This is a genomic window from Mesorhizobium sp. M0052 (assembly GCF_040323255.1).
Taxonomy (GTDB): Bacteria; Pseudomonadota; Alphaproteobacteria; order Rhizobiales; family Rhizobiaceae; genus Mesorhizobium.
This window is the reverse complement of the sequence record NZ_JAMYUS010000003.1, coordinates 80350-105800: the sequence shown is the minus strand read 5'-3', so window position 1 is coordinate 105800 and position 25451 is coordinate 80350. Positions and strand designations below refer to the sequence as shown.

Annotated in this window: 25 protein-coding genes; 11 read left to right on the top strand and 14 right to left on the bottom strand. The window is 63.5% G+C overall.

What is annotated here, in order from left to right:
* Window positions 1-2: 2 nt before the first annotated feature.
* Window positions 3-971, bottom strand: coding sequence for a rhizopine catabolism ABC transporter substrate-binding protein (locus tag NKJ77_RS04645; RefSeq protein WP_023687959.1), 969 nt, complete (start codon window positions 969-971; stop codon window positions 3-5).
* Between the two features lie 63 nt (window positions 972-1034).
* Complete coding sequence (locus NKJ77_RS04640; RefSeq protein WP_352534388.1) at window positions 1035-1946, bottom strand: polysaccharide deacetylase family protein; 912 nt, start codon at window positions 1944-1946, stop codon at window positions 1035-1037.
* A gap of 344 nt (window positions 1947-2290) precedes the next feature.
* Between NKJ77_RS04640 and NKJ77_RS04635 the strand changes: the two genes are divergently transcribed.
* A complete protein-coding gene (locus NKJ77_RS04635; protein ID WP_352446070.1) occupies window positions 2291-3535 on the top strand; it encodes a DegT/DnrJ/EryC1/StrS family aminotransferase in 1245 nt (414 codons plus the stop codon).
* Window positions 3536-3554: 19 nt separating this feature from the next.
* Here NKJ77_RS04635 and mocR read toward each other — a convergent pair whose 3' ends face one another.
* From mocR to NKJ77_RS04615, 4 genes are all read right to left on the bottom strand, one after another.
* Complete coding sequence (mocR, locus tag NKJ77_RS04630; RefSeq protein ID WP_245260001.1) at window positions 3555-5021, bottom strand: rhizopine catabolism transcriptional regulator MocR; 1467 nt, start codon at window positions 5019-5021, stop codon at window positions 3555-3557.
* A 1-nt stretch (window position 5022) separates the two neighbouring features.
* Window positions 5023-5229, bottom strand: coding sequence for a LacI family DNA-binding transcriptional regulator (locus NKJ77_RS04625; protein WP_023705614.1), 207 nt, complete (start codon window positions 5227-5229; stop codon window positions 5023-5025).
* Between the two features lie 214 nt (window positions 5230-5443).
* Window positions 5444-6355, bottom strand: coding sequence for a myo-inosose-2 dehydratase (gene iolE / locus NKJ77_RS04620; protein ID WP_352534386.1), 912 nt, complete (start codon window positions 6353-6355; stop codon window positions 5444-5446).
* Window positions 6356-6569: 214 nt separating this feature from the next.
* Entirely contained in the window at window positions 6570-6857 is a 288-nt protein-coding gene (locus tag NKJ77_RS04615; RefSeq protein WP_023673065.1) for a DUF3175 domain-containing protein, read from the bottom strand.
* Window positions 6858-7086: 229 nt separating this feature from the next.
* On the opposite strand from NKJ77_RS04615, the gene NKJ77_RS04610 reads away from it, so the two are divergent.
* The 7 genes from NKJ77_RS04610 to NKJ77_RS04580 all read left to right on the top strand — a co-directional run bounded on the left by NKJ77_RS04610 (window position 7087) and on the right by NKJ77_RS04580 (window position 15074).
* Complete coding sequence (locus NKJ77_RS04610; RefSeq protein ID WP_352534535.1) at window positions 7087-8259, top strand: MFS transporter; 1173 nt, start codon at window positions 7087-7089, stop codon at window positions 8257-8259.
* Window positions 8260-8418: 159 nt separating this feature from the next.
* Window positions 8419-9447 (top strand): HTH-type transcriptional regulator GntR, encoded by a 1029-nt coding sequence (gene gntR, locus NKJ77_RS04605; protein WP_023712085.1) that lies wholly within the window; start codon window positions 8419-8421, stop codon window positions 9445-9447.
* 325 nt (window positions 9448-9772) lie between these two features.
* Window positions 9773-10897 carry a sugar ABC transporter substrate-binding protein gene (locus tag NKJ77_RS04600; RefSeq protein WP_023673068.1) on the top strand — a complete coding sequence of 375 codons (1125 nt, stop codon included), beginning with the start codon at window positions 9773-9775 and terminating at the stop codon, window positions 10895-10897.
* 94 nt (window positions 10898-10991) lie between these two features.
* On the top strand, window positions 10992-12557 hold the full coding sequence (locus NKJ77_RS04595) for a sugar ABC transporter ATP-binding protein (protein ID WP_352534384.1): 1566 nt from the start codon (window positions 10992-10994) through the stop codon (window positions 12555-12557).
* Window positions 12554-13534, top strand: coding sequence for an ABC transporter permease (locus NKJ77_RS04590; protein WP_352534382.1), 981 nt, complete (start codon window positions 12554-12556; stop codon window positions 13532-13534). The genes NKJ77_RS04595 and NKJ77_RS04590 overlap by 4 nt, the downstream gene beginning before the upstream one ends.
* Complete coding sequence (locus NKJ77_RS04585; RefSeq protein WP_352534381.1) at window positions 13531-14517, top strand: ABC transporter permease; 987 nt, start codon at window positions 13531-13533, stop codon at window positions 14515-14517. Before NKJ77_RS04590 ends, NKJ77_RS04585 begins: the two co-directional genes overlap by 4 nt.
* A gap of 2 nt (window positions 14518-14519) precedes the next feature.
* Window positions 14520-15074: a gluconokinase gene (locus NKJ77_RS04580; RefSeq protein ID WP_023826557.1), complete on the top strand. Its 555-nt coding sequence runs from the start codon at window positions 14520-14522 to the stop codon at window positions 15072-15074.
* On the opposite strand, the gene NKJ77_RS04575 is transcribed toward NKJ77_RS04580, so the two are convergent.
* Complete coding sequence (locus tag NKJ77_RS04575) at window positions 15069-16211, bottom strand: lysophospholipid acyltransferase family protein (protein ID WP_023826558.1); 1143 nt, start codon at window positions 16209-16211, stop codon at window positions 15069-15071. The two genes, NKJ77_RS04580 and NKJ77_RS04575, sit on opposite strands and share 6 nt — an antisense overlap.
* Before the next feature lie 86 nt (window positions 16212-16297).
* On the opposite strand from NKJ77_RS04575, the gene NKJ77_RS04570 reads away from it, so the two are divergent.
* Window positions 16298-17866, top strand: a complete 1569-nt coding sequence (locus NKJ77_RS04570; protein ID WP_352534378.1) for an acyl--CoA ligase — start codon at window positions 16298-16300, stop codon at window positions 17864-17866.
* Between the two features lie 65 nt (window positions 17867-17931).
* Here NKJ77_RS04570 and NKJ77_RS04565 read toward each other — a convergent pair whose 3' ends face one another.
* Both NKJ77_RS04565 and NKJ77_RS04560 read right to left on the bottom strand, forming a co-directional pair.
* A complete protein-coding gene (locus NKJ77_RS04565; RefSeq protein ID WP_023673075.1) occupies window positions 17932-18381 on the bottom strand; it encodes an RrF2 family transcriptional regulator in 450 nt (149 codons plus the stop codon).
* Between the two features lie 259 nt (window positions 18382-18640).
* Entirely contained in the window at window positions 18641-19624 is a 984-nt protein-coding gene (locus NKJ77_RS04560; protein ID WP_027050666.1) for a sulfate ABC transporter substrate-binding protein, read from the bottom strand.
* A 228-nt stretch (window positions 19625-19852) separates the two neighbouring features.
* Between NKJ77_RS04560 and NKJ77_RS04555 the strand changes: the two genes are divergently transcribed.
* Window positions 19853-20122 (top strand): AbrB/MazE/SpoVT family DNA-binding domain-containing protein, encoded by a 270-nt coding sequence (locus NKJ77_RS04555; protein WP_023739913.1) that lies wholly within the window; start codon window positions 19853-19855, stop codon window positions 20120-20122.
* Window positions 20122-20520: a type II toxin-antitoxin system VapC family toxin gene (locus NKJ77_RS04550; RefSeq protein ID WP_352463503.1), complete on the top strand. Its 399-nt coding sequence runs from the start codon at window positions 20122-20124 to the stop codon at window positions 20518-20520. Before NKJ77_RS04555 ends, NKJ77_RS04550 begins: the two co-directional genes overlap by 1 nt.
* A 14-nt stretch (window positions 20521-20534) precedes the next feature.
* Here NKJ77_RS04550 and NKJ77_RS04545 read toward each other — a convergent pair whose 3' ends face one another.
* The 5 genes from NKJ77_RS04545 to NKJ77_RS04525 form a co-directional block, all read right to left on the bottom strand.
* Complete coding sequence (locus NKJ77_RS04545) at window positions 20535-21575, bottom strand: sulfate/molybdate ABC transporter ATP-binding protein (RefSeq protein ID WP_023807318.1); 1041 nt, start codon at window positions 21573-21575, stop codon at window positions 20535-20537.
* Between the two features lie 73 nt (window positions 21576-21648).
* The gene (cysW, locus tag NKJ77_RS04540; RefSeq protein WP_023690809.1) at window positions 21649-22533 is read right to left on the bottom strand and encodes a sulfate ABC transporter permease subunit CysW; all 885 of its coding nucleotides are present in this window, start codon (window positions 22531-22533) and stop codon (window positions 21649-21651) included.
* Entirely contained in the window at window positions 22526-23377 is an 852-nt protein-coding gene (gene cysT, locus NKJ77_RS04535; RefSeq protein ID WP_023687973.1) for a sulfate ABC transporter permease subunit CysT, read from the bottom strand. Before cysT ends, cysW begins: the two co-directional genes overlap by 8 nt.
* Before the next feature lie 18 nt (window positions 23378-23395).
* On the bottom strand, window positions 23396-24424 hold the full coding sequence (locus tag NKJ77_RS04530; RefSeq protein ID WP_023673082.1) for a sulfate ABC transporter substrate-binding protein: 1029 nt from the start codon (window positions 24422-24424) through the stop codon (window positions 23396-23398).
* 230 nt (window positions 24425-24654) lie between these two features.
* Window positions 24655-25338, bottom strand: coding sequence for a M15 family metallopeptidase (locus NKJ77_RS04525; protein WP_352534376.1), 684 nt, complete (start codon window positions 25336-25338; stop codon window positions 24655-24657).
* Between the last annotated feature and the right edge of the window lie 113 nt (window positions 25339-25451).

Here is a 25451-nt window from a genome sequence, read left to right as displayed (position 1 = left end):
CCTTAGCGGATGCCGTCCTTGGCGAGCGCCAGGATCGCCTTGGCCTTGTCGGGCGAGTCGATGAAGAGCGGGCCGGTGTAGGCGTTGTTCTGCGGCCAGAAGCCATGTGTGGCATGCTCGACCAGATAGATCACCGGCAGGTATCCCATCAGATATTGCTGGGCGTCCATGCCGAAGCCCATTTCGCCGGCGACGACGGAATCCAGGACTTCGGGGCTGATGTCGAAGGTGTAGAGCTTGATCTTGCCGAACAATTCCTTCTGCCGGAAGAACGGGATCAGCGGATTGGCGGCGGTGGCGCCGAGCGCGAAGACGGCCTGGGTGTCGGGATGCGCCGACAGATAGGCCTCGGTGCGGCGCTGGATGTCGGCCGGATCGGGCGACACGGTAAGCACTTCGGTGCCGCCGCCTGACGGCTTCAGCCCATCATTCAACCCCTGGCAGCGCTGGTCGAGGCTGACATTGCCGACCTCGTGGTTGATGCAGACGACTTTGAGCGTGCCTTCCTTGGCCAGCCGCTCGCCGGCCTTCTTGCCGGAATCATATTCGGAGACTGTGCCGACGTAGAGAGAGGTGCCGAGTTCGGCGCCTTCCTTCTCGCCGGAATCCAGGACGACCATCGGAATGTTGGCGGCAAGGCCGGCCTTGACCGATTTACCAAGTGCATTGGCGTCGGCAATGGAGACGGCGATGCCGTCTGGATTGGTGGCGATGGCCGCGTCGAGCAGGCGGGCCTGCTCGACCACGTCGAACACTTGCGGCGCATAATATTCGACCTTGGCGCCGGTGAGCGCCGCCGCATCGTCGACGCCGCGCTTGACCACCGACCAGTAGGGATCGGAGGCCGAGCCATGCACCACGAAGGTGATGCGGACATCCTTGGGATCCTTCAGGCCGGCCGCTTGCACGACGCCCGCCAGCATACTCATCGAGACAAGCGCGCCGAGCGCCAGTTTCAGAACAGTCTTCATGTCATTCTCCCATTGTCGTTGCAGTTCCAATTCCCTCTTTGCGCCATTGGCCGATGGATCGGCTTACGGTGCTGCCCGGGTGGCCGCTTTGCGGGCCTTTGCCGGTGTCGATGCCCCGAGCCGTGCACGAAGCTCCTCGCGCAGCGGCTTCATGCCGATGATTTCGATGTCCTGCGCGCCGAGCCAGTCGCGAAAACCCTGGTCCCGGAAGAGTTCGTATTCCTCGGTGCGGACATAGGCGGAGCGCGGCTCGATCAGTTCGAGCTCGCCCGGCGCGTTGAAGTGCAGGCAAAAGAAGGTCAGGCCTTCGCGCACCCCTTCGACCAATGCCTTGTAGGCGGGCTCTATCGGCTTGGAGCGTGGACGGCCCCAGGTCGTCTGAATGGCGGCGTCGAAGATGACAAAGCCCCTGGCCCGGGCTTCAGTGACGCCGCGCTGGAACGCCGCTTCGGTGACGCCAACCAGATTGTCGTTGGGCGAATAGGCCGACAGCGTTTTGGTCAACAGCACCGGCAAGCGATATTCCAGGCCGAGCTTGATGTAGACGTCGCAAAACTCGGGCGACAGCGCTGCCCCCATATGGGCGTCAAGATGAGTGACGTCGATGCCGACGCGGTAGGCGGTGTCGATCTGCGCGCGAAGCTCGGTTTCCACCGCTTGCGGTGCTGCCTTGCGGCGGGTGGTCGCGACATCGGGCCAGAAATAGCCGAACTCGTCCGTCAGGCCGGCCGCGCGCGACGGCGACGTCAGCGGCCGCCATTTGTAGTGCTGCTTTTCGCTGTTCAGCGTCAGGTGGACGCCGAGATCGAGCCGGGGATCGGCGGCTGCCGCTTCGGCCATCTCAGGGAACCATGGGCACGGCACCATCACGGCGCCGGAGCTGCAGGCGCCCAGTGCGGTCAGTTCGAGGAAGGCGCTGTTGGCGCCATGGCACATGCCGACATCGTCTTCATGCAGGACGAGCTGTCGCGTCATGGACGGCCACCGTTTTGCCGGCCACCATCTTGCCGGCACCCCGGTTTCGAGGGTCTTCCAAAGTGTGTCCCGTGCTGCATGGAACCGACCGTTTGCCCAACTGGACGCGATGGAACGCCCAATGCGGGCTTTCCGACAGGGCCACTTCAGCGAATTCGGATGGGTACGATTTTTCCGCGGGCCTGCATTCTGGAATGTCGATTTCATTCGATATGCCCACAGTCGGCGCTAAACGCCGCTCCGACGTGAGCAGGATGGCTTGGTCCGATCGCAGCGGAGTGGTTCTTTCAAACAGCGGCCGCAGGCGTACTGCTTTCATACCATCAGCGATGTGGAGACTTGCCATGTACACTGCCGGCGAAGAAGAGATCGAAGCCATTGCCAGGGTGATCCGCTCGGGTGCGCTGTTTCGCTATGGCGAGAACAGCGAGTGCAACCGCTTCGAGGCCCGCTATGCCAGGCATCTCGGCGTCGAGCATTTTGCGCTGGCCGCCAGCGGCACCTATGGGCTCGCCGCCGGCCTGATCGGCCTCGGCATCGGCCCGGGCGATGAGGTGCTGGTGCCGGCGCACACCTATATGGCGACCGCCACAGCAGTGCTGTCGGTCGGCGCCATTCCGGTCATTGTCGATATCGACGAGAGCCTGACCATCGACCCGGCCGCTCTGCGCGACGCCGTCGGCCCGCGCACCAAGGCGGTCATCCCGGTACATATGTGGGGTGCGGCCTGCAACATGAACGCCATCATGGACATCGCTAAAAAACGCGGTCTGCTCGTGCTGGAAGATGTCTGCCAGGGCATTGGCGGCGGCTATGAGGGCAAGAAGCTCGGCTCCATCGGCCATGCCGGCGCCTACTCCTTCAACTACTTCAAGAACATCACGTCGGGCGAGGGCGGCGGCATCGCCACCAGCGATCCGAAAGTGGCCGAGCGCGCGCGCTGCGCCATCGACCCCTGCCATTTCTACTGGCAGGGCCGCAGCGACAGCATCAAGCCGTTCGCCGGCATCGGCGCGCGCGCCTCGGAATTGATGGGCGCGATGCTCAATGTCCAGCTCGACCGTCTGGACGGCATCATCGAGGCGATGCGGGCGGAGAAGAAGAAGGTGCTGGCCGGCACGCGCCATCTCGGCAATCTCGGCCTGACGCCGTCGCCGATGAACAGCCCCGACGACGATTGCGCGGCACAGGTAATGTATCTTCTGCCCAGCGAACAGGCGGCGCAGACTTTTTCGAAGACCATTCCGAGCGTCATTGCCGGCAAGACCGGCCGCCACAATTTCACCCAGTGGGACCAGGTGCTGATGCATGAGGGCGCGCATCATCCGGCGCTCAATCCGTACACGCTGCCGGAAAACAAGGGCCTGCGGCTGACCTATGCCGACGACCTCGGCAAGGGTTCTCTCGACATCCTCAACCGCACGGTCATGATCGCGATGAATCCGGCGCATGCCGACGCCGACATCGACGACATGATCCATAACATCGATGCGGCGGCCCGTGTGGCGCTGGAGAATGCCTCGCTGGACGATGTCGAGGTGCGCAAGGCAGCACCGGTGGACCTGCAGAAATTCGACAGCGTGAATTGAAGAGCCGCGTTGGACCGGCTTATTGCCGGTCCAGTCGCATAAAGGCGGCGCGCAGCGCCAGCACTGCGCGCAGGATCTGGCGTTCGTCCATCGCGGCATAGCCGAGCAGCAGGCCGTGTTCCGGCTCGCTCGAATGGTAGTTGATCGAGATGCCCTGCACGTCGAGGCCCTCCTTGACGGCAGCGGCGACGACGTCACTGTCCTTGTAGGGTCGGATAAAACTGGCCAGCAGCTGCATGCCGGAATCGTTCTCGGTCACAGTCAGCCATTCGGCCAGATGCTCCTGGCACAGTTTTACGAAATTGGCCTGCCGGCGCGCATAGAGCCGGCGCATACGCTTCAGATGCGTGGCGAAATAGCCTTGCGTGATGAAGTCGTTGACCGTCGCCTGCAGGATCAGCGGCGCGAACTGGCCGGTGATCGAGACGGCGCGGTCGAAGGGGACCGACAGTTCGCGCGGCACGATGAGATAGCCGATGCGGAGCGCCGGGATCAGCGTCTTGCCGAAGGAGCCGATATAGACGACCCGGTCGGCGTGATCGAGGCCGCGCAGCGCCGGTACCGGCCGGCCACGGTACCGGTACTCGCCGTCATAATCATCCTCGACGATCCAGGCGCCGTGGCGTTCCGCGATGTCAAGCAGCTGCAGCCGTTCCTCGATGCGCATGATGGTGCCGAACGGCCACTGGCAGGATGGCGTCACATAGATCAGGCGCGGCGGCGGCAGCTCTGGGTCTGCGAGATGCCATCCAAGGCGATCGACCTTCAAGGGCGCAAGCTGCGCGCCGCTGGCGAGAAAGGCGCTCTTGGCGCCGAGATAGCCGGGCTCCTCCATCCAGACATGATCGCCTTCGTCCATCAGCACGCGCGAAGCGAGGTCGAGTGCCGCCTGCGCGCCGGTGACGATGATGACCTGGTCGGCGGTGCAGTTGATGCCGCGCGAAAGGCTGATGGTCGACGCAATGGCCTGGCGCAGACCGGGATGGCCGGCAAAGGAGATATAGCCGAGCAAGTTCTCGTCGCGGCTGCGCGCATTGCGCACCAGAAGGCTGGACCAGATGGTGAAGGGGAAGGAGGCGGTTTCCGGCACGCCGGGATGGAAGTTGATGACGCCGGCATTGCGTGGCGGCTGCGGGCCGTTGACGATGGTCTGACCGCGCCGCGAGAGCTTTTGCGGAGCGGCGAGGCCGGCACGCAGCGCGGCCGGCGGGCGTTTCTGCTGGATCGGCGCCACCCAGGTGCCGGACCCGGCGCGCGCCTCTATAAACCCTTCGGCGAGCAGCTGGTCGTAGGCGGCGATCACCGTGTTGCGGCCGACCTTGAGATCCTCGGCCAGCGAGCGTGTCGAAGGAAGCAGCGTGTTCTGCTGGATCTGGCCGTCGAGGATGAAGCGCCGCAGGGCGCCGTAGATCTGCCGGTGCATCGGTTCGTCCGAGCCGCGGTCGACCGACATGATGTCGAGGGAAAGGCGCATATGGTCGGCCAAGCTAGTCTCCGACCAACCTGGCGGCGCGGGCGATCTTCTCTTCGTTAAGCAGGCAGACAGTCTCCAGCACCAGCCGTCTGGTTGCGGGACGGACCTCGCGGCTGTTCTTCAGCGCGCGGTGAACGGTTGCCGCGCCGAGTTCCGCCTTCTCGGCGATCTCACGGATGGTGCAAAGCCGTTCCATGCCGAGTGCCGCCTCGAATGCCATGTCGCTCCTCCATCTGCATCAAGGCATGCCTCGTCGCCAGCCTCAAGCTGGAAACGCCGGGCCGGCAACTCGGGGGCAAAAATTTCGATGCCAAGAACTGTGCGATCCGCGCCGCCAAGGGAGGGCGGCGGCGCGGATCGCCGGGCGCTTTCGCGTCGCTACCCCTACCGAGGCGCGCGCCCAACCGGCCCAACCACCAGCCCCCCGGCGGTGGTTAGGCCATGTCTCGTATTGCCACGTCGAACCCGGCCGCGCAGGCCGTTTTGAGAAGCGAAGCGTAACCTTTCGTGGCATAGGTCAAGGGGTGTGCCTTGGCCGGATCCTGCTCGGCCTCAACGACGATCCAGCCTTCGAAGCCATGGCTGGCCAGAGGCGGCAGCAGCGACAGGAAATCGACGGAGCCATCGCCGGGCACGGTGAAGATTCCTTCCATCACTGCCGCCATGAAACTCATGTCCTCGCGCCGTGCCTTCTCCAGCACGGCCGCGCGGACGTCCTTGCAATGAAAATGCACGATGCGGTCGAGATGCCGGTTCAGGAGCGAGGCCGGGTCGCCGCCTGAGAACAGACAATGGCCGGTATCGAACAGCAGGCCGACGCTCTTGCCGGTTGCGGCCATCAGCCTGTCGACCTCGTCATCGCTCTCGACGATGGTGCCCATATGGTGATGGAAAGCCATGCCGACGCCGAAGGCAGCCATGCGGTCGGCGAGTTCGGTCAGCTTCTCGCCATAGGCGGTCCATTCGCCGTCAGCGAGGCGCGGACGCTGTGAGATCGGCGCGAAAATGCCGTCATGACGGCCGCGCGAGGTGTCGGCATAGACGACGACCTTGGCGCCGAGGTCGCGCAGCAGGGTCAGATGCGAGGTGATGGCGGCGAATTCCTCGTCGACCGTGCGGTCCAGAATGCTGCCGTCATACCAGCCGGAGACGAGCTCCAGTCCGTAAGAAGACAGGATCGGTCCAAGCTCGTCGCTTCGCCTGGGGAATTTGCCGCCGAGTTCGGTGCCGCGATAGCCGGCCTGCCTGGTTTCCGACAGGCATGTCGCGAGCGGCGTATCGCCGCCGAGTGCGGGAACATCGTCATTGCTCCAGGTGATGGGATTGATGCCGATCTTGACCGTCATGCCGCTACTTCAAAGGGCTCGGGGAAACACAAAGCCGAGGCCGGCAAACTGAGGGGAAAGAGGACCTGTCACTAGGTCCAGTTGAGGTGAATTTGGCAGAGCCAATCGGGAGCGCTAAAGCGCGTCCCGTTTGAACGGACTAAGTCGACGCGCTTAGGTCTTTGTTTATGCATGTCGTTGTCTCAAAACCGGCGCCACTTTTGAGCGACATGCATTAATCCTGCTGCGGCCTTCCGAAGGCCGCGCGCAGTTCGTCCTTGGCGTCCTCGAGCACTTTCCGGCGCGCCTGCGGCAGGTTCTTGCCGGCGCGGTTGATGTAGAAATTCAGCATCGACATGGCCGACTGAAACGGCTCGGCCTTGCGGCGGTCGCTGTGCTCGGCCGAGCGCTTGAGCGAGGCCGCGATCTTCCTGGCGTCGTCGGCTTCGAAGATGTGGTCCTCAAGGTCCATCGCATCGCTGTGCTCGGTCACCTCGGCCGACCATTTTTTCTTCGCGGTCATGACAAACTCCTTCCTGTCGCAAAAACTCGGGCAGGCCGCCGCGGTTCCCGAGAAATCGCCGGGCCGCTGGAGCCACGGATCATGGCCCTGTGGCGCTGCCCGTCGCGGTGAATGCGCCGATAGTGGCGACACAACGGTCGACTTCCCAGGACCGTAGACAGGAAACGCCTTGACCCCGATCGTCGCCAATCAGGCGGATAGCCCCGGCATCGACAGCAGCTACGCCTGGATGCGGCTTGCCATCTCCATGCTGCTGGCGACGATCGGTGCGGTCGGCATGTGGGCCGTCGTCGTCGTGCTGCCGGCCGTGCAGGCCGAGTTCGGCGTTGACCGCGCCGCGGCATCGATGCCCTACACCGCAACCATGGTCGGCTTCGCCGCCGGCAATGTGCTGGTTGGCCGCGCGGTCGATCGCATGGGGTATTGGCTCCCGGCACTGCTATCCTCGGTGGCTCTCGCCGCCGGCCTGCTGCTCGCCGCGTTGTCGACCTCTATCCTGCAATTCACCCTTGCCCAGGGCGTGCTGATTGGTGTCGGCACATCGGTGATCTTCGGGCCGCTGATCGCCGACATCTCGCACTGGTTCAACCGTCGGCGCGGCGTCGCCGTCACGGCGGCGGCTGCTGGCAACTATCTCGCCGGAGCGCTCTGGCCAACCATCATGCCGACACTGATCAAGGCGGAAGGCTGGCGCTTCACCTATGCCGGCATCGGTGTCTTCTGCCTGGTTACCATGGTGCCACTGGTGCTGTTGTTGCGGCGCGCTGCTCCGACGGCGGCTGCCGCCGGTTCGCCCGGAAGCCGGCCAGTGCAGTCGATTTCGCTGTCGCCGGCGGCGTTACAGGTGCTGCTGATCGTTGCCGGTCTCGGCTGCTGCGTGGCGATGTCGATGCCGCAGGTGCACATCGTCGCCTATTGCATGGATCTTGGCTACGGCATTGCGCATGGCGCCGACATGCTGTCGATCATGATGGCGGCGGGCGTCGTCAGCCGGCTTGCCTCCGGCTTTGTCGCCGACCGCATCGGCGGCGTGAAAACCCTGCTTATCGGTTCCGTGCTGCAATGCCTGTCGCTTTTATTTTACATCCCGTTCGACGGGCTTGCCTCGCTCTATGTCGTGTCGCTGGTGTTCGGCCTGTCGCAAGGCGGCATCGTGCCTTGCTATGCCATCATCGTGCGCGAATACCTGCCCGCCAGGGAGGCCGGCCAGCGTATCGGCATCGTCATGATGGCGACCATCTTCGGCATGGCGATCGGTGGCTGGATGTCGGGCTGGATCTACGACCTGACCGGCTCCTACGCCGCCGCGTTCCTCAACGGGATCGCGTGGAACTTGCTGAACATAGTGGCCATCGGGCTGCTGCTGTGGAAAGCAAAACGCAGTGCTGCCCTGATGGCTTAGGAAGGCAGGATTGCCCTGTTGCTTGACAAGGGCGATTGGCTGCGCGACGCCAGCAGGCGAGTGGGTGCGGCAGCAGCCGGTTGGCATGGTGGCAGTGGAAAAGCTGAACATGGTTTCGCAAGGGCGCAGCGGCCGGGGCCTGGCACGTGGAGGATGTCCATGACCAAGCCGCGCTCGCGTCGTGGGGGCGGCCGCCCGACCCTATCAGATGTGGCGCGCAAGGCCGGCGTCGGCGCCATTACCGTGTCGCGGGCGCTGCGCGAACCGGAACGCGTCAGCCAGGATCTGCGGCGCCAGATCCAGGCCGCTGTCGACGAACTTGGTTATGTCCCGGATCCCAATGCACGGGCACTGGCCTCGGCGCGCGCCGATGTGTTCGGCGTGCTGGTGCCGTCGCTGACCAACAACGTCTTCGCAGAAGTGGTGCGCGGCATCTATGACAGCCTGTCGGACGGCCCGTTCCGCGTCCAGCTCGGCAACACCCATTATTCCGGCCTCGAGGAGGAGCGCCTGCTGCAGGTGTTCGCACCGCAGCGCCCGGCGGCGCTGATCGTGGCCGGCATCGACCAGACGCCGACCTCGCGAAAGCTGCTGGAGAGCGCGGGCTGCCCGGTGGTGCAGGTGATGGAGACCGGGCCCGATCCGGTCGACATGCTGGTCGGCTTCTCGCATTTCGACGGCGGCCGCACCGCGACCGAGCATCTGATCGAGGCGGGCTGCCGGCGGATCGGCTTCATCGGCGCACGCATGGACCCGCGCTCGCAGCGGCGGCTTGCCGGCTATCGCGCGGCAATGGAGAAGGCCGGCCTGTTCGACCCGCGGCTCGTCACCACCACTCCGCTACTGTCCAGCGTGACGCTCGGCCGCGAGCTGCTTCGCGATGCGCTGGCCAAGATGCCGGCGCTCGACGGCGTTTTCTGCAACAATGACGACATCGCGCTCGGCGTTTTGTTCGAATGCCATAGCGCCGCGCTCAACGTGCCGAAAACAATCGGCATTGTCGGCTTCAACGACCTCGAAATGATGCAGGCGGCGTTCCCGCCGCTCACCAGTATCCGCACCCCTCGCTATGAAATCGGCCGTCGGTCTGTCGCCATGGCGCTGGCGGCGATCGCAGGACGAAGGCCTGAGCAGCGGGTCGTCGATCTCGGTTTCGAACTCAAGCCCCGCGAGAGCACCGCACGCTGAACACGCTTTGGCTGCCTCAGCAAATGGTGCTTTACACAACGTCATGGTAGCGCTACCATTTTCGTCGGGCAGACGTTTTGATGAAAGGCCGCCCCTGTTTATTATACATAAGCAACAGCTCATGCTTGTTTATTATGTATAATATGCTAGTTTCGTTTCTCGCCTGTGAAGCGGCGAGGGGGAGGGGATCGGGCCGGCTTCGGGCCCTTGAGACGTGGCGCCGGCCAGGCTGGAGGGCCTTCGGCAGGCGTGGAAAACACACCACGACAAACAGCATCAAATAAACAAGCAGCAGCAAACAAAACTACAACTGGGAGGAATATCGATGATCAAGTCACTTGTTGGTGGCATCGTTGCCGCCACTGCATTCGTCATGCTGAGTTCGTCGGCCATGGCCGACCCGGAAGTTGTCAAGGGACCGTCGGCTGAGCCGGATTGCTTTGCGCCCTGGGCGGCCGATACGCAGTTCTTCAAGTTCCCCAAGAAAGACGGCCCATACCGCATCGCGCTCGCCAATGGCTATATCGCCAACACCTGGCGCATCCAGATGGTGCAGACCGCCAAGGCCTATGCGGCCCAGCCGGAGGTCGCCGCGAAACTGAAGGAATTCAAGGTCGTCTCGACCGGCGAGGACGTGCCGGCTCAGATTTCGGCGATCAACAACTTCATCGATTCCGGCTATGACGCGATCGTCGTCAACGCCCAGAACCCGACCGCTTTCGGGCCGGTCATCAAGCGCGCCAGGGAAGCTGGCGTCATCCTCGTCGCCTTCGACAATATTCTCGACACCAAGGACGCCATCAACGTCAATGTCGACCAGAAGGGCCTTGGCGAATTGTGGGGCAAATGGCTGGTCGGCCATGTGCCGAATGGCGGCAAGGTGCTCGAAGTGCGCGGCGTTGCCGGAACTTCCGTGGACACCGACCGTCACAACGGCATCCATGAAGCGCTCGATGCCTCCGGCAAGAAATGGGACGTCACCGAGGTGGTCGGCAAATGGGACGACGGCGTGGCGCAGAAAGCCACGGCCGACGCCATTGCCACCAACGGCCCGTTCGACGGCATCACCGGGCAAGGCGGCGACACCGGCATCGTGCAGGCGATGATCGATGCCAAGCATGCTTTCGTGCCGTTCGGCGGCGAGACCGAGAACGGTTTCCGCAAGTTCTGCGCGGCACATGCCGGCGACGGGCTGAAATGCTCATCGGCCGGCACCGGTCCGGCGCAGGTCGCGGTCGCCATCAAGACGGCGATTGCCGCGCTCGAAGGCAACGTTGTGCCGCAAGCGGTGAAGCTGCCGCTGGCGATCGTCGAGGACCCGAACTTCAAGGCCGGTCAGGATTTCTTCCCCGACCAGTCCGACAATTTCTTCGTCGGCAATTCCTTCCCGACCTGCGGCATCAATTTCACCGCGCAGGAAATTATGGGCCAGACCAAAGCTGACCAATAGGGGCTGACCAATAGGCGGCATATCCGGCGCCGCGGGATCTCCGCGGCGCCGGCCACTCGATATCCCTTGAAGTCAAACTGCCTCGGGAGGGCCGATGGACGGTGCGGTTCCGCTCTTCCGGATGGAAGGCATATCCAAGCGCTATGGTGGTGTGCGGGCGCTGGAAAAGGCCGAGCTTTCGGTCGCGTCCGGTAGCATCCACGCCATTCTCGGCGAAAACGGCGCCGGCAAATCGACGCTGATCAAGGTCATGGCGGGCGTCGTCGCGCCCGACGAAGGCCGCATGATGCTGAACGGCAGCGAGGTGACGTTCGCTTCGCCTGCTGCTGCAAACAAGTCCGGCATCGTCTGCATCTTCCAGGAGCTGTCGCTGGTTCCCGAACTCAGCGTTGCCGACAACATCGTCATCTCCGATCCGCCGAAGCGTTTCGGCATGATCGACCGCAAGGCGCAGCGCCGCATTGCCGAGGATGCGCTGGCACGCGCAGGTGCGGCCGACATCCATCCATTGGCGCTGGTCAAGGATCTTCCGCTTTCAAGAAGACAGATGGTCGAGATTGCCAAGGCATTGGCCAGGAAGCCGCGCATCTTGATCCTCGACGAGGCGACCTCGGCCCTGACCGCGACGGACGTCGCCAGGATATTCAGCGTGCTCAAGCGATTGCGCTCGGAAGGGCTGGCGCTGCTTTACATTTCGCACCGCATGAACGAGATCGCCGAGCTTGCCGACCACTGCACGGTGTTTCGCAACGGCCGCAATGTCGCCAGCTACAAGGCAGGCACAAAGAGCGACAACGAAGTCGTCGAACTGATGATCGGGCGCGAATACAGCCATATTTTCCCGCCCAAACCCGCGCGCACCGCAGCCGCCGCCGTTCCTGTGCTGGAGGCGCGCAAGCTGTCCTGGACGGACCGGCTGGACAATGTCTCGCTGACGGTCGGGGCAGGCGAGGTCGTCGGCCTTGGCGGGCTGGACGGCCAGGGCCAGCGCGAATTGCTGCTTGCCTTTTTCGGTGTGCTGCGCGGCCTCGGCGGCCAGATCCTTATCGACGGCAAGCCGGTTTCGATCGCCAGCCCGCAAGCGGCGCGCGACGACCGCATCGGCATGGCGCTGATCCCGGAGGACCGCAAGACCGAAGGCCTGATGCTGCCGATGACGGTGCGCGAGAACCTCTCCTTTGCCGCCCTAGACCGGCTGTCCAAGGCCGGCATCATCGACCGCGCCGCCGAACAGCGGCTGATCGACGACATGGTCGGGCTGCTGGCGATCAAGACGGCCGGCCTCGACATTCCGGTCGGTGCGCTATCGGGGGGCAACCAGCAGAAGGTGGTCATCGCCAAATGGCTGATGCGACAGCCGCGTATCATCCTGCTCAACGATCCGACGCGCGGCATCGATGTCGGCACCAAGCAGGAACTCTATCAACTGATGCGCAAGCTGGCGGATGCGGGGGCGGCGATCCTGTTCTATTCGACCGACTATGACGAACTGATCGGCTGCTGCGACCGCGTGCTGGTGCTCTATGACGGCGCGGTCAAGCGCGAGCTGGTCGGGGCCGAGATCACCGAGCGGGCGCTCATTGCAAGCGCGCTCAACATCCAGGGCGATGACGGCGGCGCGAGAGACGATGCCGGCGCAAGACAGGGAGCGGACGCGTGAAAGAGTGGCGCTACTGGCTGGCCGAGCAGCGCGGAACACTGATGGCACTCGGCATATTCATTGTCATGTTCGTCATCTACACCTCGAACCATCCGGCGGGCTTCACCGCCAATGTCGTGCAGACGGCGTCCAACAAGGGCGTGCTGCTCGCCTTCGTCGCCATGGCGCAGACACTGGTCGTGATCACCGCCGGCATCGACCTCTCCGTCGGCATGATCTTCACGCTGACCAATTGCCTCGCCTCCTGGCTGGTCATCGGCACCGGCCTCGAGACCGCTTTCGGCGTCATCGCCGTGCTCGGCACCGGGCTCCTTTGCGGAGCGATCAACGGCGCCATCGTCATCTACGGCCGCCTGCAGCCGATCGTCGCCACGATCGCCACGGGTGCGGTCTATTTCGGCATCGCGCTGCTGCTGAGGCCGTTTCCCGGCGGTTCGGTCAACGAAGGTCTCGCCGACGCGCTGACCGGACGCCTGTTGGGCGTGGTGCCGGCGAGCCTGGTCGTGCTGCTCACCGTCGTGCTCGTGGTCTGGGTACCGTTCAGCCGCTCGGTGCTCGGGCGCGCGGCCTATGCGGCCGGGTCCTCGGAGACGGCGGCCTACATGTCCGGTGTGCCGATAAGGCGCGGCAAGTTCGCTGCCTACGCGCTCGCAGGCCTGTTGGCCGCGATCGGCGGACTGTTCCTGACCTTCTTCACCTATACCGGCGATGCAGCCTATGCCAGCGGCAACGCCTATACGCTGTTTTCGATCGCCGCAGTGGTGCTGGGCGGCGTCTCGCTGTTCGGCGGGAAAGGCAGCGCCATCGGCGCCATCTTCGGCGCGCTGGCCTTCCGCACCATCGGTGACCTGTTGTTCGTGTTCGATTTCGACCCGCTATGGCAGCCGCTGTTCCAGGGCGTTATCCTGCTGGTCGCGGTCAGCCTTGGCGCGTTTGCGCTGTTTCGGGTCCGCAACCGGCTGGAGTGGTTCCTGTGAGCGAAACGACGTTGGGCGGCATCGCCGGCCGCATGCCGAAATTCATCCGCCGCGCCGATCCGGCGGTGCTGACGGCCTTCGCCTGCATCGTGCTGTTGCTGTTCCTAGGCAGCCTCTATTCCAGGAGCTTTCTGTCGCCTGAATATCTCTTGCAGCAGCTCAAGGTGGCCTCGTTCCTCGGCGTCATCGCCACAGGCATGATGCTGGTCATCCTGCTAGGCCAGATCGACCTGTCGGTGCCGTGGGCGGTGGCGGCGGGCGCGATGATGGCGTGTGCGGCTGCGGCCTATGGCCCGATCGGTGTGGCGCTGGCCATCCCGTTCGGCATCTTTTGCGGGGTGCTGATCGGCATCGTCAACGGCTTTGCCGTCGCTTATCTGCGCATACCCTCGATGATCATCACGCTCGCCACCAACGCTGTCGCGCAAGGGCTCATGGTCGTTTATACCGGCGGCTACTCGCCACAGGATTCGGCCACCGGCGCCATGCGCTATCTTGCGACAGGTTTTACCATTCCTGGCGTGCCTAACGCCGTCATCATCTGGGCGCTGATTGGTGCCGCGATGGTGTTCGTGCTGTCCCGCACCAGCTTCGGCCGCACCGTCTACGGCATCGGCAACCGCGAGCGTGCCGCCTATCTCTCCGGCATCGATACAAGGCGCGTGGTGATGATCGCCTTCGCTATCTCAGGCGGGCTGTCCGCCTTTGGCGGGGTGCTTCTCGCCGGCTATGCCTCCAAGGCGGCGCAATCGATGGGCGATGCCTATCTCCTGCCGTCGATCGCCGCCGTGGTTCTGGGCGGCACCTCCATCCTGGGTGGCCGCGGCTCCTATCTCGGCACCGTCGCCGGTGTCATTCTGATCACCCTCCTGCAGTCCATACTCTCGGTCATGCAGATGCCGGAGGCGGGGCGGCAGATCGTCTATGGTCTGGTCATCGTCGCCATGCTCCTGCTCTACGGCCGCGCGCCGGCAAGCCGCTGACCGTGGACGAAAAGACGGCACAGGCGCCAATGGACGCTACCGGCTCAGTGCCTCGGGCCATTGTGGTGATGGGCGTCGCTGGCTGCGGAAAATCGGCTGTCGGCAAGGCATTGGCAGCAGAGGAAGGGGCCGTCTTTGTCGAGGGCGACAGGCTGCATCCGCCAGAGAACGTCGCGCGCATGGCGAGCGGCGAGCCGCTCACCGATCAACTGCGTGAGGGCTGGCTCGATGCCATCGGCGAGCGGATCGCCGACCTGACCGGCAGCGGCCAAAGCGTGGTTGCCGCCTGCTCGGCGCTGAAGCGCAGCTACCGCGATCGTCTGCGTGGCTTCCGCCGGGATATCGATTTCATCTATCTGAAGATCGATCCCGCAACCGCCAAGCAGCGTGTCGCCAACCGCAAGGGGCATTTCATGCCGGCAAGCCTGGTCGAGAGCCAGTTCGCCATCCTTGAGCCGCCTGGCGCCGACGAGCAGGCGCTGACGACAGACGCCACACTTCCAGTGGCTGAGATCGTCACCGCCGTTGCCAGCCTGCTGGCCGGCGCAAAATCATGAATCGTCAGGCAAGGCACTTTCCGGCCGTTCGGTGAACCGGTCATGGCCGGACCAGACCATCATTTGCTCGGGATAGAGTTTCAGCGCCTCCAGCAAGCGGTCGCGCTTGAGCAATATGTACTCGGCCTGCAGCGCCATGTTCTTGGCGCCGCCGGCGCTGGTCGAGGGCTCGCCGGCCTCTGCCGGAGCCGGCACCAGTTCGGGACTTAGGACGGCGCGGTATTGGCGGAACGGATCGGTCTCGAAGGTCGACATGGAAAACAGCGCCGCCTTGCCTCTGGCAGCGAAATTCGTCGGCGCCGAAGCCAGGTGGGTCCAGCCGCTCTCGCCAAGGCCGACTTCGGTGAATGTCGAGCCGGCATGCACCGTGTTGGTCACCAACACCACGCCGTTGCTGCCAAGGATCTTCTGGATCCGGCCGGTGACCTGGTAGGCGTCGCTGCGGTCGAACACGATCCGGCTTTTCAGGAAACGGTTCTCGACCCGAACCATCGGCGGGTTCAGGAAGCGCAAGCCGAAGGTCGAATCGGATATGCCGTGAGCCCTGACGCTGAGCTGGTGTGTCTCGATGCCGGCTTCATGGAGAGCGCGTTTGCCGATGATGGTCTGGGCCGTGAACTGATCGCACCAGATGATAGCGCCGTGGCCGCGCTTCAGCGCCGCTTGCAGGCCTTCCAGGCCCTCCAGCCGGATATTAGGTGACCAGCGGCGGCCGATGAGATGCGCGGCAAGCAGCAGACGCCGGCGGTGGTTGGCGCAGAGCAAGGCCCTGAACTGCCTTTGCGCATCGATGCCGTTGCCGAGCACGGCGCGCGTCGCGGCGGCGTAGCGCACGAAATCCTTGCGGATATGGCGCTTGAGGCGCAGCCCAGATACGCGGCTGCAGACCGCGGCCCACCAATCGACCGGCAGCGATGCCGCGACGCCGATGTAGAAGGCGGCCAGCAGCAGCTCGCGGAGATCCCTGTTGTTGAAGGTGCGCAACTTGCCGGCGCGAACCTGCTTGCGGCTGAAGAAGCGGACATGCTCGGCGCGTTCGGGCACCAGGATGTCGGCGATGATTTCCGTATGATAAATGACGGCGGAAGATGGTGTCCGGTCGGCTTTCCGGGATTTTCCCAACCACGGCAGCCTCATCCGATCGGTGTCCACCTGTTCTTGCGTGCGTCCGGAAATCGCTTTACTGCGTCTGCCACGGGCGCGCAATCGGCGCCGGCAAGGCCATGGTGAACGCCATTCAGGGTTCGAACTTGAAACAGGCCCTATCGGTAGCACTTCCCCAACTGGCGCCCTGGCGGCCGGCTGCGGTGGCGCTGATGGCGCCGGACCGGCCGTCCCTGAGCTTTGCCGGCCTCGCCAATCTTGTCGACAAGCTCTGCGGCGATCTCGCCAGGCGTGGCGTTACCCGCGGCACGGCCGTCGGCATCGTCTTGCCCAACGGCCCGGAAATGGCGGCCTGTTTCCTGGCGGTCTCGGCGCTGGCGACGGCGGCGCCGCTCAATCCGGCTTACGGCGAAGACGAATTCCGCTTCTATCTCGGCGATCTCGATGTGAAGCTGCTGCTGTGCGGACAAGGCATGGGCGATGCCGCGCGCAACGCCGCAAAGGGGCACGGCATTGCGGTGCTCGACGTCGTCGTGACTGACGGCGCCAAGGCCGGCGAGTTTCTGCTGGCGGGCGACGCCGAGGTGGAGGCTGCCAGCGAGGCTCGCCTCGACGATATGCAGTTCAACGGACCCGACGATTTCGCGCTTGTCCTGCACACATCGGGAACCACGGCGCGACCGAAGATCGTCGGCTTGCGGCAGCGCAATCTGCAGGCATCGATGGCCAACATCGCCAGCACCCTGGCGCTGTCGGCAAACGATATCTGTCTCAACGTGATGCCGCTGTTCCATATTCACGGGCTGATGGCGGCGCTCAGCGCGCAGCTGGCAGTCGGCGGCGCTGTTGTCTGCACGCCGGGCTTCAACCCGCTCAAATTCTACGGCTGGCTGGGCGATTTCCGGCCGAGCTGGTACAGCGCGGTGCCGACCATGCATCAGGCGATCCTGGCGCGCGCCGCCCGCAATGGCGAAACCATCGCGGCTGCGCGGCTGCGCTTCATCCGCTCGTCTTCGGCAGCGCTTCCCGACACCGTGTTCCGCGACCTCGAGCGCGTCTTCGGCTGTCCGGTGGTCGAGGCCTATGGCATGACCGAGGCGGCGCACCAGATGACATCCAACGGCCTGCCGCCGGCACGCCGCAAGCCAGGCTCGGTCGGCCTGCCTGCGGGTCCGCAGGTGACGATCCTGGACGACAAGGGGACGATCCTGCCGGCGGGTGAAAAGGGCGAGATCGCGGTGCGCGGCGCCAACATCCATGATGGCTATCTCGACAATCCGGTGGCCAATGAAGCTGCCTTCAGCGATGGCTGGTTCCGCACCGGCGACCAGGGCCTCATCGACGAGGATGGCGATCTGAAGATCACCGGGCGGCTGAAGGAGATCATCAATCGCGGCGGCGAAAAGATCTCGCCGCTCGAGGTCGACAATGTGCTGCTCGATCATCCGCTGGTGGCGCAGGCGGTGACCTTCGCCGTGCCGCACGCCATGCTCGGCGAAGAGGTGGGTGCGGCCATCGTGCTGGCCGAGGGCGCCACCGCCGATGCCGAGCAGATTCGTGATTTCGCGCGCAGCCGGATCGTCGAGTTCAAGGTGCCGCGCCACATCCTGTTTCTCCAGGAGATACCCAAGGGTCCCACCGGCAAAATCCAGCGCGTCGGCCTGGCCGGCAAGCTCGGCCTGGTCTGAGGACTCTCATTTCAGCATGATCTTGTCCGAAAACCGGTTCGCACTTTTCGGGACCATGCTCTAATTTAGATCTGCGATGTCAGCTCGACCGGAAAATCATCATTGTCGGCGTCGCGCATGGCGGCGAGGCTGCGATTGTCCAGCACTTCGGCGATCGCCTGGCGCACTTCCAGCATCATGTGCCGGACTTGGCAGGTCGCCTCGTCGCAATCCTCGCAGCGCTGGTATTGCGTGCGGCTGGCGCAGGGTATGGGAGCGAGCGGGCCGTCCAGCACGCGCACGACGTGGCCGATCTTGATTTCGGAAGCCGGCCGGGCGAGGCGATAACCGCCTTCCTTGCCCTTGCGACTGAGGACGAAACCGGCATTGCGCAGCTCGCCCAGAATGGCATCCAGGAATTTCTTCGGGATGTTGTTGGCGATCGCGATGTCGTTGACGAATGCAAGCTGGCCGACCGGCAGGCCGGAAAGATGCACGAGGGCCTTGAGGCCGTATTTGCCTTTTTTGGTAAGCATGCCCGCTTCAGTTCATCAAAAAACCCCAACCACCCGCATCTGGCGGTTGTTTGTGTGCAAATCATGACGTTTCGCCTGAACAACCCGGTTTCGCGTAGAACAAGCCGCCCGGTTGAGACGTTAGGCACAAAGGCGTTGATTCTTTGTAACGTTTTTCACCGCGACAGATTCCGCATGAAAGCCGTTTGTCGGCGCGCGAAAACGAAAAAGCCGGCAAAGCGCCGGCTTTCTTGTGAGGTGAGGTCGAACGCTGCTGATATCAGCGGCTGCCATAGGTCTGGTCGAGCAGACCGCCGGCGGCGAAGTGCTCCTTCTGTACCTTGTCCCAGCCGCCAAAGACGTCTTCCACCGTCAGCAGGCGGACATCGGGGAAGTCGGCCTTGTATTTTGCCGCGACTTCAGCGTTGCGGGCACGCAGGCCATTTTCAGCCGCGATGGTCTGGCCCTCGGGCGTGTAGAGGAAGTCGAGATAGGTCTTGGCGAGGTCACGGCTGCCGTGCTCGTCGGCGACCTTGTCGACGATCGCCACCGGGAATTCGGCGAGCAGGCTGACCGTTGGCGTGACCTGTTCGAACTTGTCGTTGCCATACTCCTTGCGGATGCCGCGCGTTTCCGACTCGAAGGTGATCAGCACGTCGCCGATCTCGCGCTGCACGAAGGTGGTGGTGGCGGCGCGTCCGCCGGTGTCGAAGATCGGCACGTTGTTGAACAGCTTGGTGACGAACTCCTTCACCTTGGCGTCGTCTCCCTTGAAGGCTTCCTTGGCGTAGGCGGTTGCGGCCAGATAGGTGTAGCGCGCATTGCCCGAGGTCTTGGGGTTGGGGAAGATCACCTGCACGTCGTCGCGCACGAGGTCGTTCCAGTCCTTGATGTGCTTGGGGTTGCCCGCGCGGACGAGAAAGGATGGGAGCGAATAGAAGGGCGAGGCGTTGTCGGGGAAATCCTTCTGCCAGTCGGCGGCGACGAGGCCTTTCTTGACCAGAAAGTCGATGTCGGTGACCTGGTTAAAGGTGACGACATCGGCGCCGAGGCCTTCGGCAATGGCGCGCGCCTGCGCCGAGGTGCCGGCGTGCGACTGGTCGACGGTGACGCCCGGATGGCCGGCGACGAAAGCCTTGTTCACCTGGGCGAACAATTCGCGGCCGACATCATAGGAAGCGTTGAGCAATTTGTCGGCCGACCAGGCCGGCGAAGAGGCGAGGATCAGGCCGGCGGCGGCTACGCTGAGGAAAAATCGCTTCATGAAAAGGAGCTCCTTGAGAAGGCCGTTTGTCGATGCATCGATATAATGCGCCAGCATAATAGGACCATGTCCAGCGCGGCCAGACATGCGCGCCGGGTTCGCCATTCGACGATGAGAAAAAGCGTTGCCGAAACAGCCGATTGGTAGGATTTCCTTCCAACGCCATGCAAAATGATTGCATCTTGTCGTTGGGGCATATACATTTGGCATATACAAGAATGCATCGTGATGCCGCAACACCGCCATTCAACGCCGCCGAGAGAGGCGAAGCTCTTCCGCAACAACCGCAGCCAGGCGGTGCGCATTCCCGTCGAGTTCGAGCTTCCCGGCGAAAAAGTCCTGATCAGCCGCGACGGCGATCGCCTGGTTATCGAGCCAGTCCGTAAACCAGGCCTCACCGCCTTGCTCACCCAATGGGCGAAAGAGCCGCCGCTTGGTCCTGAAGACGACTTTCCCGAGATCCATGATGCGCCCGTGGGGCCTGAGGATATCTTTTGATGCGGTTCATGCTGGACACCAACATTCTCAGCGACATGATCCGAAACCCTGCCGGCAAGGCTGCCAGTGCGGCGGTTCGCGCGGGAGACGGTGCCCTGTGCACCAGCATCGTTGTCGCCTCGGAGCTGCGCTATGGCTGCGCCCGCAAGGGATCGGCCAAGCTGCTCGCCAAGGTGGAGGAATTGCTCGCCGAGTTACCTGTGCTGCCGCTCGACGTGCCGGTGGATGCCGAATACGGCGCACTTCGTGCCGAACTGGAAGCAAGGGGCCAGGTCATCGGCCACAATGACCTTTTCATTGCTGCCCACGCCTGCGCGCTGGGGACGACGCTGGTTATGGCCAACACCGGTGAGTTCAGCCGGATCAAGGGCCTGAAGGTCGAGAACTGGCTGGAGTAGCGCCGGATCGATGTCTATGCCGCCGGGAAAAGCTTCCAGCGCCGCGGCCTGAACGCCACCCGGCTCTTCTGCGCCGCAGGATGGTCCACAGGCAGTTCGATCTCGACCCGCTGGCGCTCGCCGCCGATTTCCAGTTCGACGCGTCTTGTGCCGGCGACGCGGCGGCTGGCGGCGACCGTGCCGGCGATGCAGCCGCTGCAGCCGTCGAGCAGTTCGATATCGTGCGGGCGGAAGTACAGCGTCGCATCGCCCTCGGGTGCGTGCGGCGCCGACACGCCGATCGGACGGTCGGCGAGCCAGATCTCGCCATTCTCAACCTTGACCGGCAGCATGCTCGATTCGCCGATGAAGGAGTAGACGAAGGGCGAGTTCGGCGTGTCGTAGATCTCGTCGGCGGAGCCGACCTGCTCGATGCGGCCCTGGCTCATCACCACGACGCGGTCGGCAAGCTCGAGCGCCTCTTCCTGGTCGTGGGTGACAAAGACGGTGGTGTGGCCGGTGCGGTCATGGATTTCGCGCAGCCAGCGGCGGAGTTCCCGGCGCACCTGCGCGTCGAGGGCGCCGAACGGCTCGTCGAGCAACAGCACCTTGGGCTCGATGGCCATGGCGCGCGCCAGCGCCACACGCTGGCGCTGGCCACCCGAAAGTTGCGCCGGATAGCGCTTTTCCAGGCCGGAAAGCTGGACGAGGTCGAGCAGTTCGGAGGCGCGGCGGCGGATCTCCTGTGCCGGCGGCCGCGACGGTCCATGCCGCACCTTGAGGCCGAAGCCGATATTGTCGGCAACCGTCATGTGCCGGAAGAGCGCATAGTGCTGGAAGACGAAGCCGACATTGCGCTCCTGGATCGAGCGGTGCGAGGCGTCCTCGTCGCCGAAGAAGATCTTTCCGCGCGTCGGCCGCTCCAGGCCGGCGATAAGCCGGAGCAGCGTCGTCTTGCCGGAGCCGGATGGCCCAAGCAGCGCGATCAGCTCACCCGACTTGATGTCAAGCGATACGTCATGGAGGGCCGGAAACCGGTCAAACTCCTTGCGTACGTTGGCAACGCGAACTTCCATGTAGATCCCTCAGTAATTTGGTGCATGTCATTGTCCCAAAACCGGTTCCCAGTCTTGGGCGACATGCATTTAGTCAGTGCCCGCGCGTCGCGGCGATCTCGGCGCCGTAGCGCATCTCGAGAAGTGTTTTCAAGACGAGCGTGACCAGCGCCAGGCCGGCAAGCAGCGAAGCGACGGCAAAAGCGCCGACGGCGTTGTACTCGTTGTAGAGGATTTCGACATGCAACGGCATGGTGTTGGTCAGCCCGCGTATGTGGCCCGACACGACCGAGACCGCGCCGAATTCGCCCATCGAGCGGGCGTTGCACAGAAGCACGCCGTAGAGCAATCCCCATTTGACGTTGGGCAGCGTCACGTACCAGAAGGTCTGCCAGCCGTTGGCGCCCAGAGAGAGCGCGGCTTCCTCGTCGCCGTTGCCCTGTTCCTGCATCAGCGGGATCAGTTCGCGGGCAACGAAGGGGAAGGTGACGAAGATGGTCGCGAGCACGATGCCGGGCACGGCGAACAAGATCTGGATGCCGTGCGCCTTCAGCCATTCACCGAACAGTCCCTGAGCGCCAAACAAAAGCACATAGACCAGGCCGGAAATGACCGGCGAGACCGAGAAGGGCAGGTCGATCAGCGTGGTTAGAAAAGCCTTGCCCTTGAACTCGAACTTGGCGATCGCCCAGGCAGCCGAAATGCCGAAGACGACGTTGAGCGGAACGGCGATCACCGCCACCAGCAGCGTCAGCCGGATCGCCGAGCGCGTATCGGGATTGGAGAGCGATTCCGTGTAGGCGCCAATGCCTTTCGCCAGCGCCTCGTGGAAGACGATGATCAGCGGCAGCAGCAGGAAGATGGCGAGGAAGGCGAAGGCCACCGCCATCAGCAGCAGCCGCACCGGCCGGCTTTCGGTCACCGCCGCCGACCGGCTCTCGTGATGCGGTTCGTAGGATTTGATCTCGGGGTCAGCCATAGCGCTTGCGACTCCATGACTGCGCCAGGTTGATGACCAGCAGCATCACGAACGACAGCAAAAGCATGATCGCCGCGATCGCGGTGGCCGCCGGATAATTGTACTCCTCGAGCCGGATGACGATCAGAAGCGGTGCGATCTCCGACTTGTAGGGAAGGTTGCCGGCGATGAAGATGACCGAGCCGTATTCGCCGACGCCGCGCGCGAAGGCGAGTGAGAAGCCGGTGATGATGGCCGGCGCCAGGCCGGGAAACAGGATGCGGGTGATGATCTGGAAGCGGTTGGCGCCGAGCGTCGCGGCGGCTTCCTCCACTTCCTTGTCGATCTCCTCCATGATCGGCTGCACCGTGCGCACGACAAACGGCAGGCCGATGAAGACAAGCGCCACGACAATGCCGAGCGGCGTGTAGGCGACCTTGATGCCGAGCGGCGCCAGGAGATGGCCGATCCAGCCATTGGGCGCATAAAGAGTGGTCAGCGCGATACCGGCCACTGCCGTCGGCAGCGCGAAGGGCAGGTCGACCATGGCGTCGACGACGCGGCGGCCGGGGAAGCGGTAGCGCACCAGCACCCAGGCGACGAGCGTGCCGAAGACGACGTTGACGGCGGCTGCGATGAAGGCTGTGCCGAAGCTGATTTCGAGCGCGTTGATGGTCCGGCGGTCGGTGGCGATCGCCCAGAAATCGGTCCAGCCGAGGGCTGCCGAGCGCCAGATCAGGCCCGATAGGGGGATGAGGATGATGAGCGTGAGGTAGGCAAGCGAGAAGCCGAGCGTCAATCCGAAACCCGGAATGACACTCGGCTGTCTGAATCGCCACCCCGCCTTGGCGGGTGCTATGGTCATGTCGTCCTGATCTAAATCTTACTGGGCCGGCTTGTAGATCTGGTCGAATATACCACCGTCGCCGAAATGATAAGGCTGTGCCTTCTTCCAGCCGCCAAAAAGCGGATCGTCGATGGAGATCAGCTTGATTTCGGGCGTCTTCGGAATGTCAGCCGCATCCACCAGCTCGGGCTTGGCCGGACGATAGTGGTTCTTGGCGATGATCGTCTGGGCTTCCTTGGAATAGAGCCAGCCGAGATAGGCTTCGGCGACCTTGCGGGTGCCCTTGGCATCGACATTGGCGTCGACGATCGCCACCGGCGGCTCGGCCAGGATCGAGGTCGGGGGATAGACGATCTCGAAATTGTCGGCTCCGAATTCATTGAGCGCCAGATAGGCGTCGTTTTCCCAGCCGATCAGCACGTCGCCGATGCCCTTTTGCGCGAAGGTGACCGTCGAGCCGCGCGCACCGGTGTCGAGCACCGGAGCATTGGCGTAGAGCTTGCCGACGAATTCCTTGTTCTTGGCTTCGTCGCCGCCATCATTGGCGTTGGCATAGGCCCAGGCGGCAAGGTAGTTCCAGCGCGCACCGCCGGAGGTCTTGGGGTTCGGCGTGATCACCTGGACGCCGTCCTTGACCAGATCGCTCCAGTCGTGGATGCCCTTCGGGTTGCCTTTGCGGACCAGGAAGATGATGGTCGAGGTGTACGGCGCCGAATTGTTCTCGAATTTCTTGCGCCAGTCCGGATTGATCTTCTTCGATTTGGTGACGATGGCGTTGATGTCGCCTTCGAGCGCCAGCGTGACCACATCGGCATCGAGGCCGTCGATCACGGCGCGGGCCTGGGCGCCCGATCCGCCATGCGATTGCTGGATCGTGACCGTCTCGCCGGTCTCGGCCTTCCAGTGTGCGACGAAGGCTTCGTCATAGGCCTTGTAGAGTTCGCGTGTCGGGTCGTAGGACACGTTCAGAATGGTCGTATCGGCAAACGCGAAACCGAGCGTGCCGAACTGGATCGATGTGGCGACCAGTGCGCCGAGCAGTTTCTTGAAATGAGGTTTGGTCATTCCCGCCTCCGTTGATGACGGCTGAACTCTATCGAATTGATAGAAATTAGATGCATTCAACGTTGCCTTTTTTGTCCGCTCGAAGGAAATTTTCGCCGATATTGGGTCTCGGAAGGAAATATTTTCCTCATATTGGTCTAACCCAAATCCGGCCGGTTTGACGCTATCTAGGAGCTGACACCGCAGAAGCAAGGCCGAGCGAGGGAAGGCTCGGTGTAGCACCGGGCACTTCAGCCCGCAGTGATGGGAAAATCGAAGCGCAGCTTTGGAAACGGCTCATCCCGAAGCGTGTAGTGCCACCACTCGCGCGCATAATTCTTGAAGCCGCCGGCGCGCATGGCGTCGAGCAGCCTTTTGCGGTTTGCCGCCGCTTCTGCCGCCAATGGGCGATGTGCGGTTTCGCTTGCCGGGTCGAAACAGTCGAAGCTGGTGCCGAAATCGAGCGTGCCGGCGCCGGCCGCGCCGCAAGCGGCGGATGACTTGTTCTTGCCGTCGCTGCGGGCGATGGCGACATCGACGGTCGAGCCGCGCGAATGGGTGGACAATTCGCCGATATAGCCCTTGGCGATGAGGTCGCCGCGCTGCACCTGAGGGTACCATTGCGGATCGGGCGGGCCGCCCTCTCTGGTCCATTTGCCCATGTCGGCAACGGCGCGGGCCGGGCGGTAGCAGTCGAAGACGACCAGCGTCAGGCCATCGGCGGCGAGCGCTTTCTGCACGCCGGACAGCGCTTGCGCAGCTTGCTTCGTGAGGATGCAGATTGGGGCGTCGTAGCCATCGGCCTTGCGATGCAGGAAATTTTCCAGGCCGGCATAGCGGATGTCCTGGCGGATCGAGGGATCGACATCGGCCAGGCGGACAAAGCCAGCGGGCAGGGGATCGGCGGAGGCGGGGGAGCAAGTCGAAACGAACATGGATAGGGCTAAGGCCAATCCTCGATGCAAGCGCTTCGGCACACCCCCCTCTGGCCTGCCGGCCATCTCCCCCGCAAGGGGGGAGATCAGATGTCGCTGCGGCTTTCGCCAAT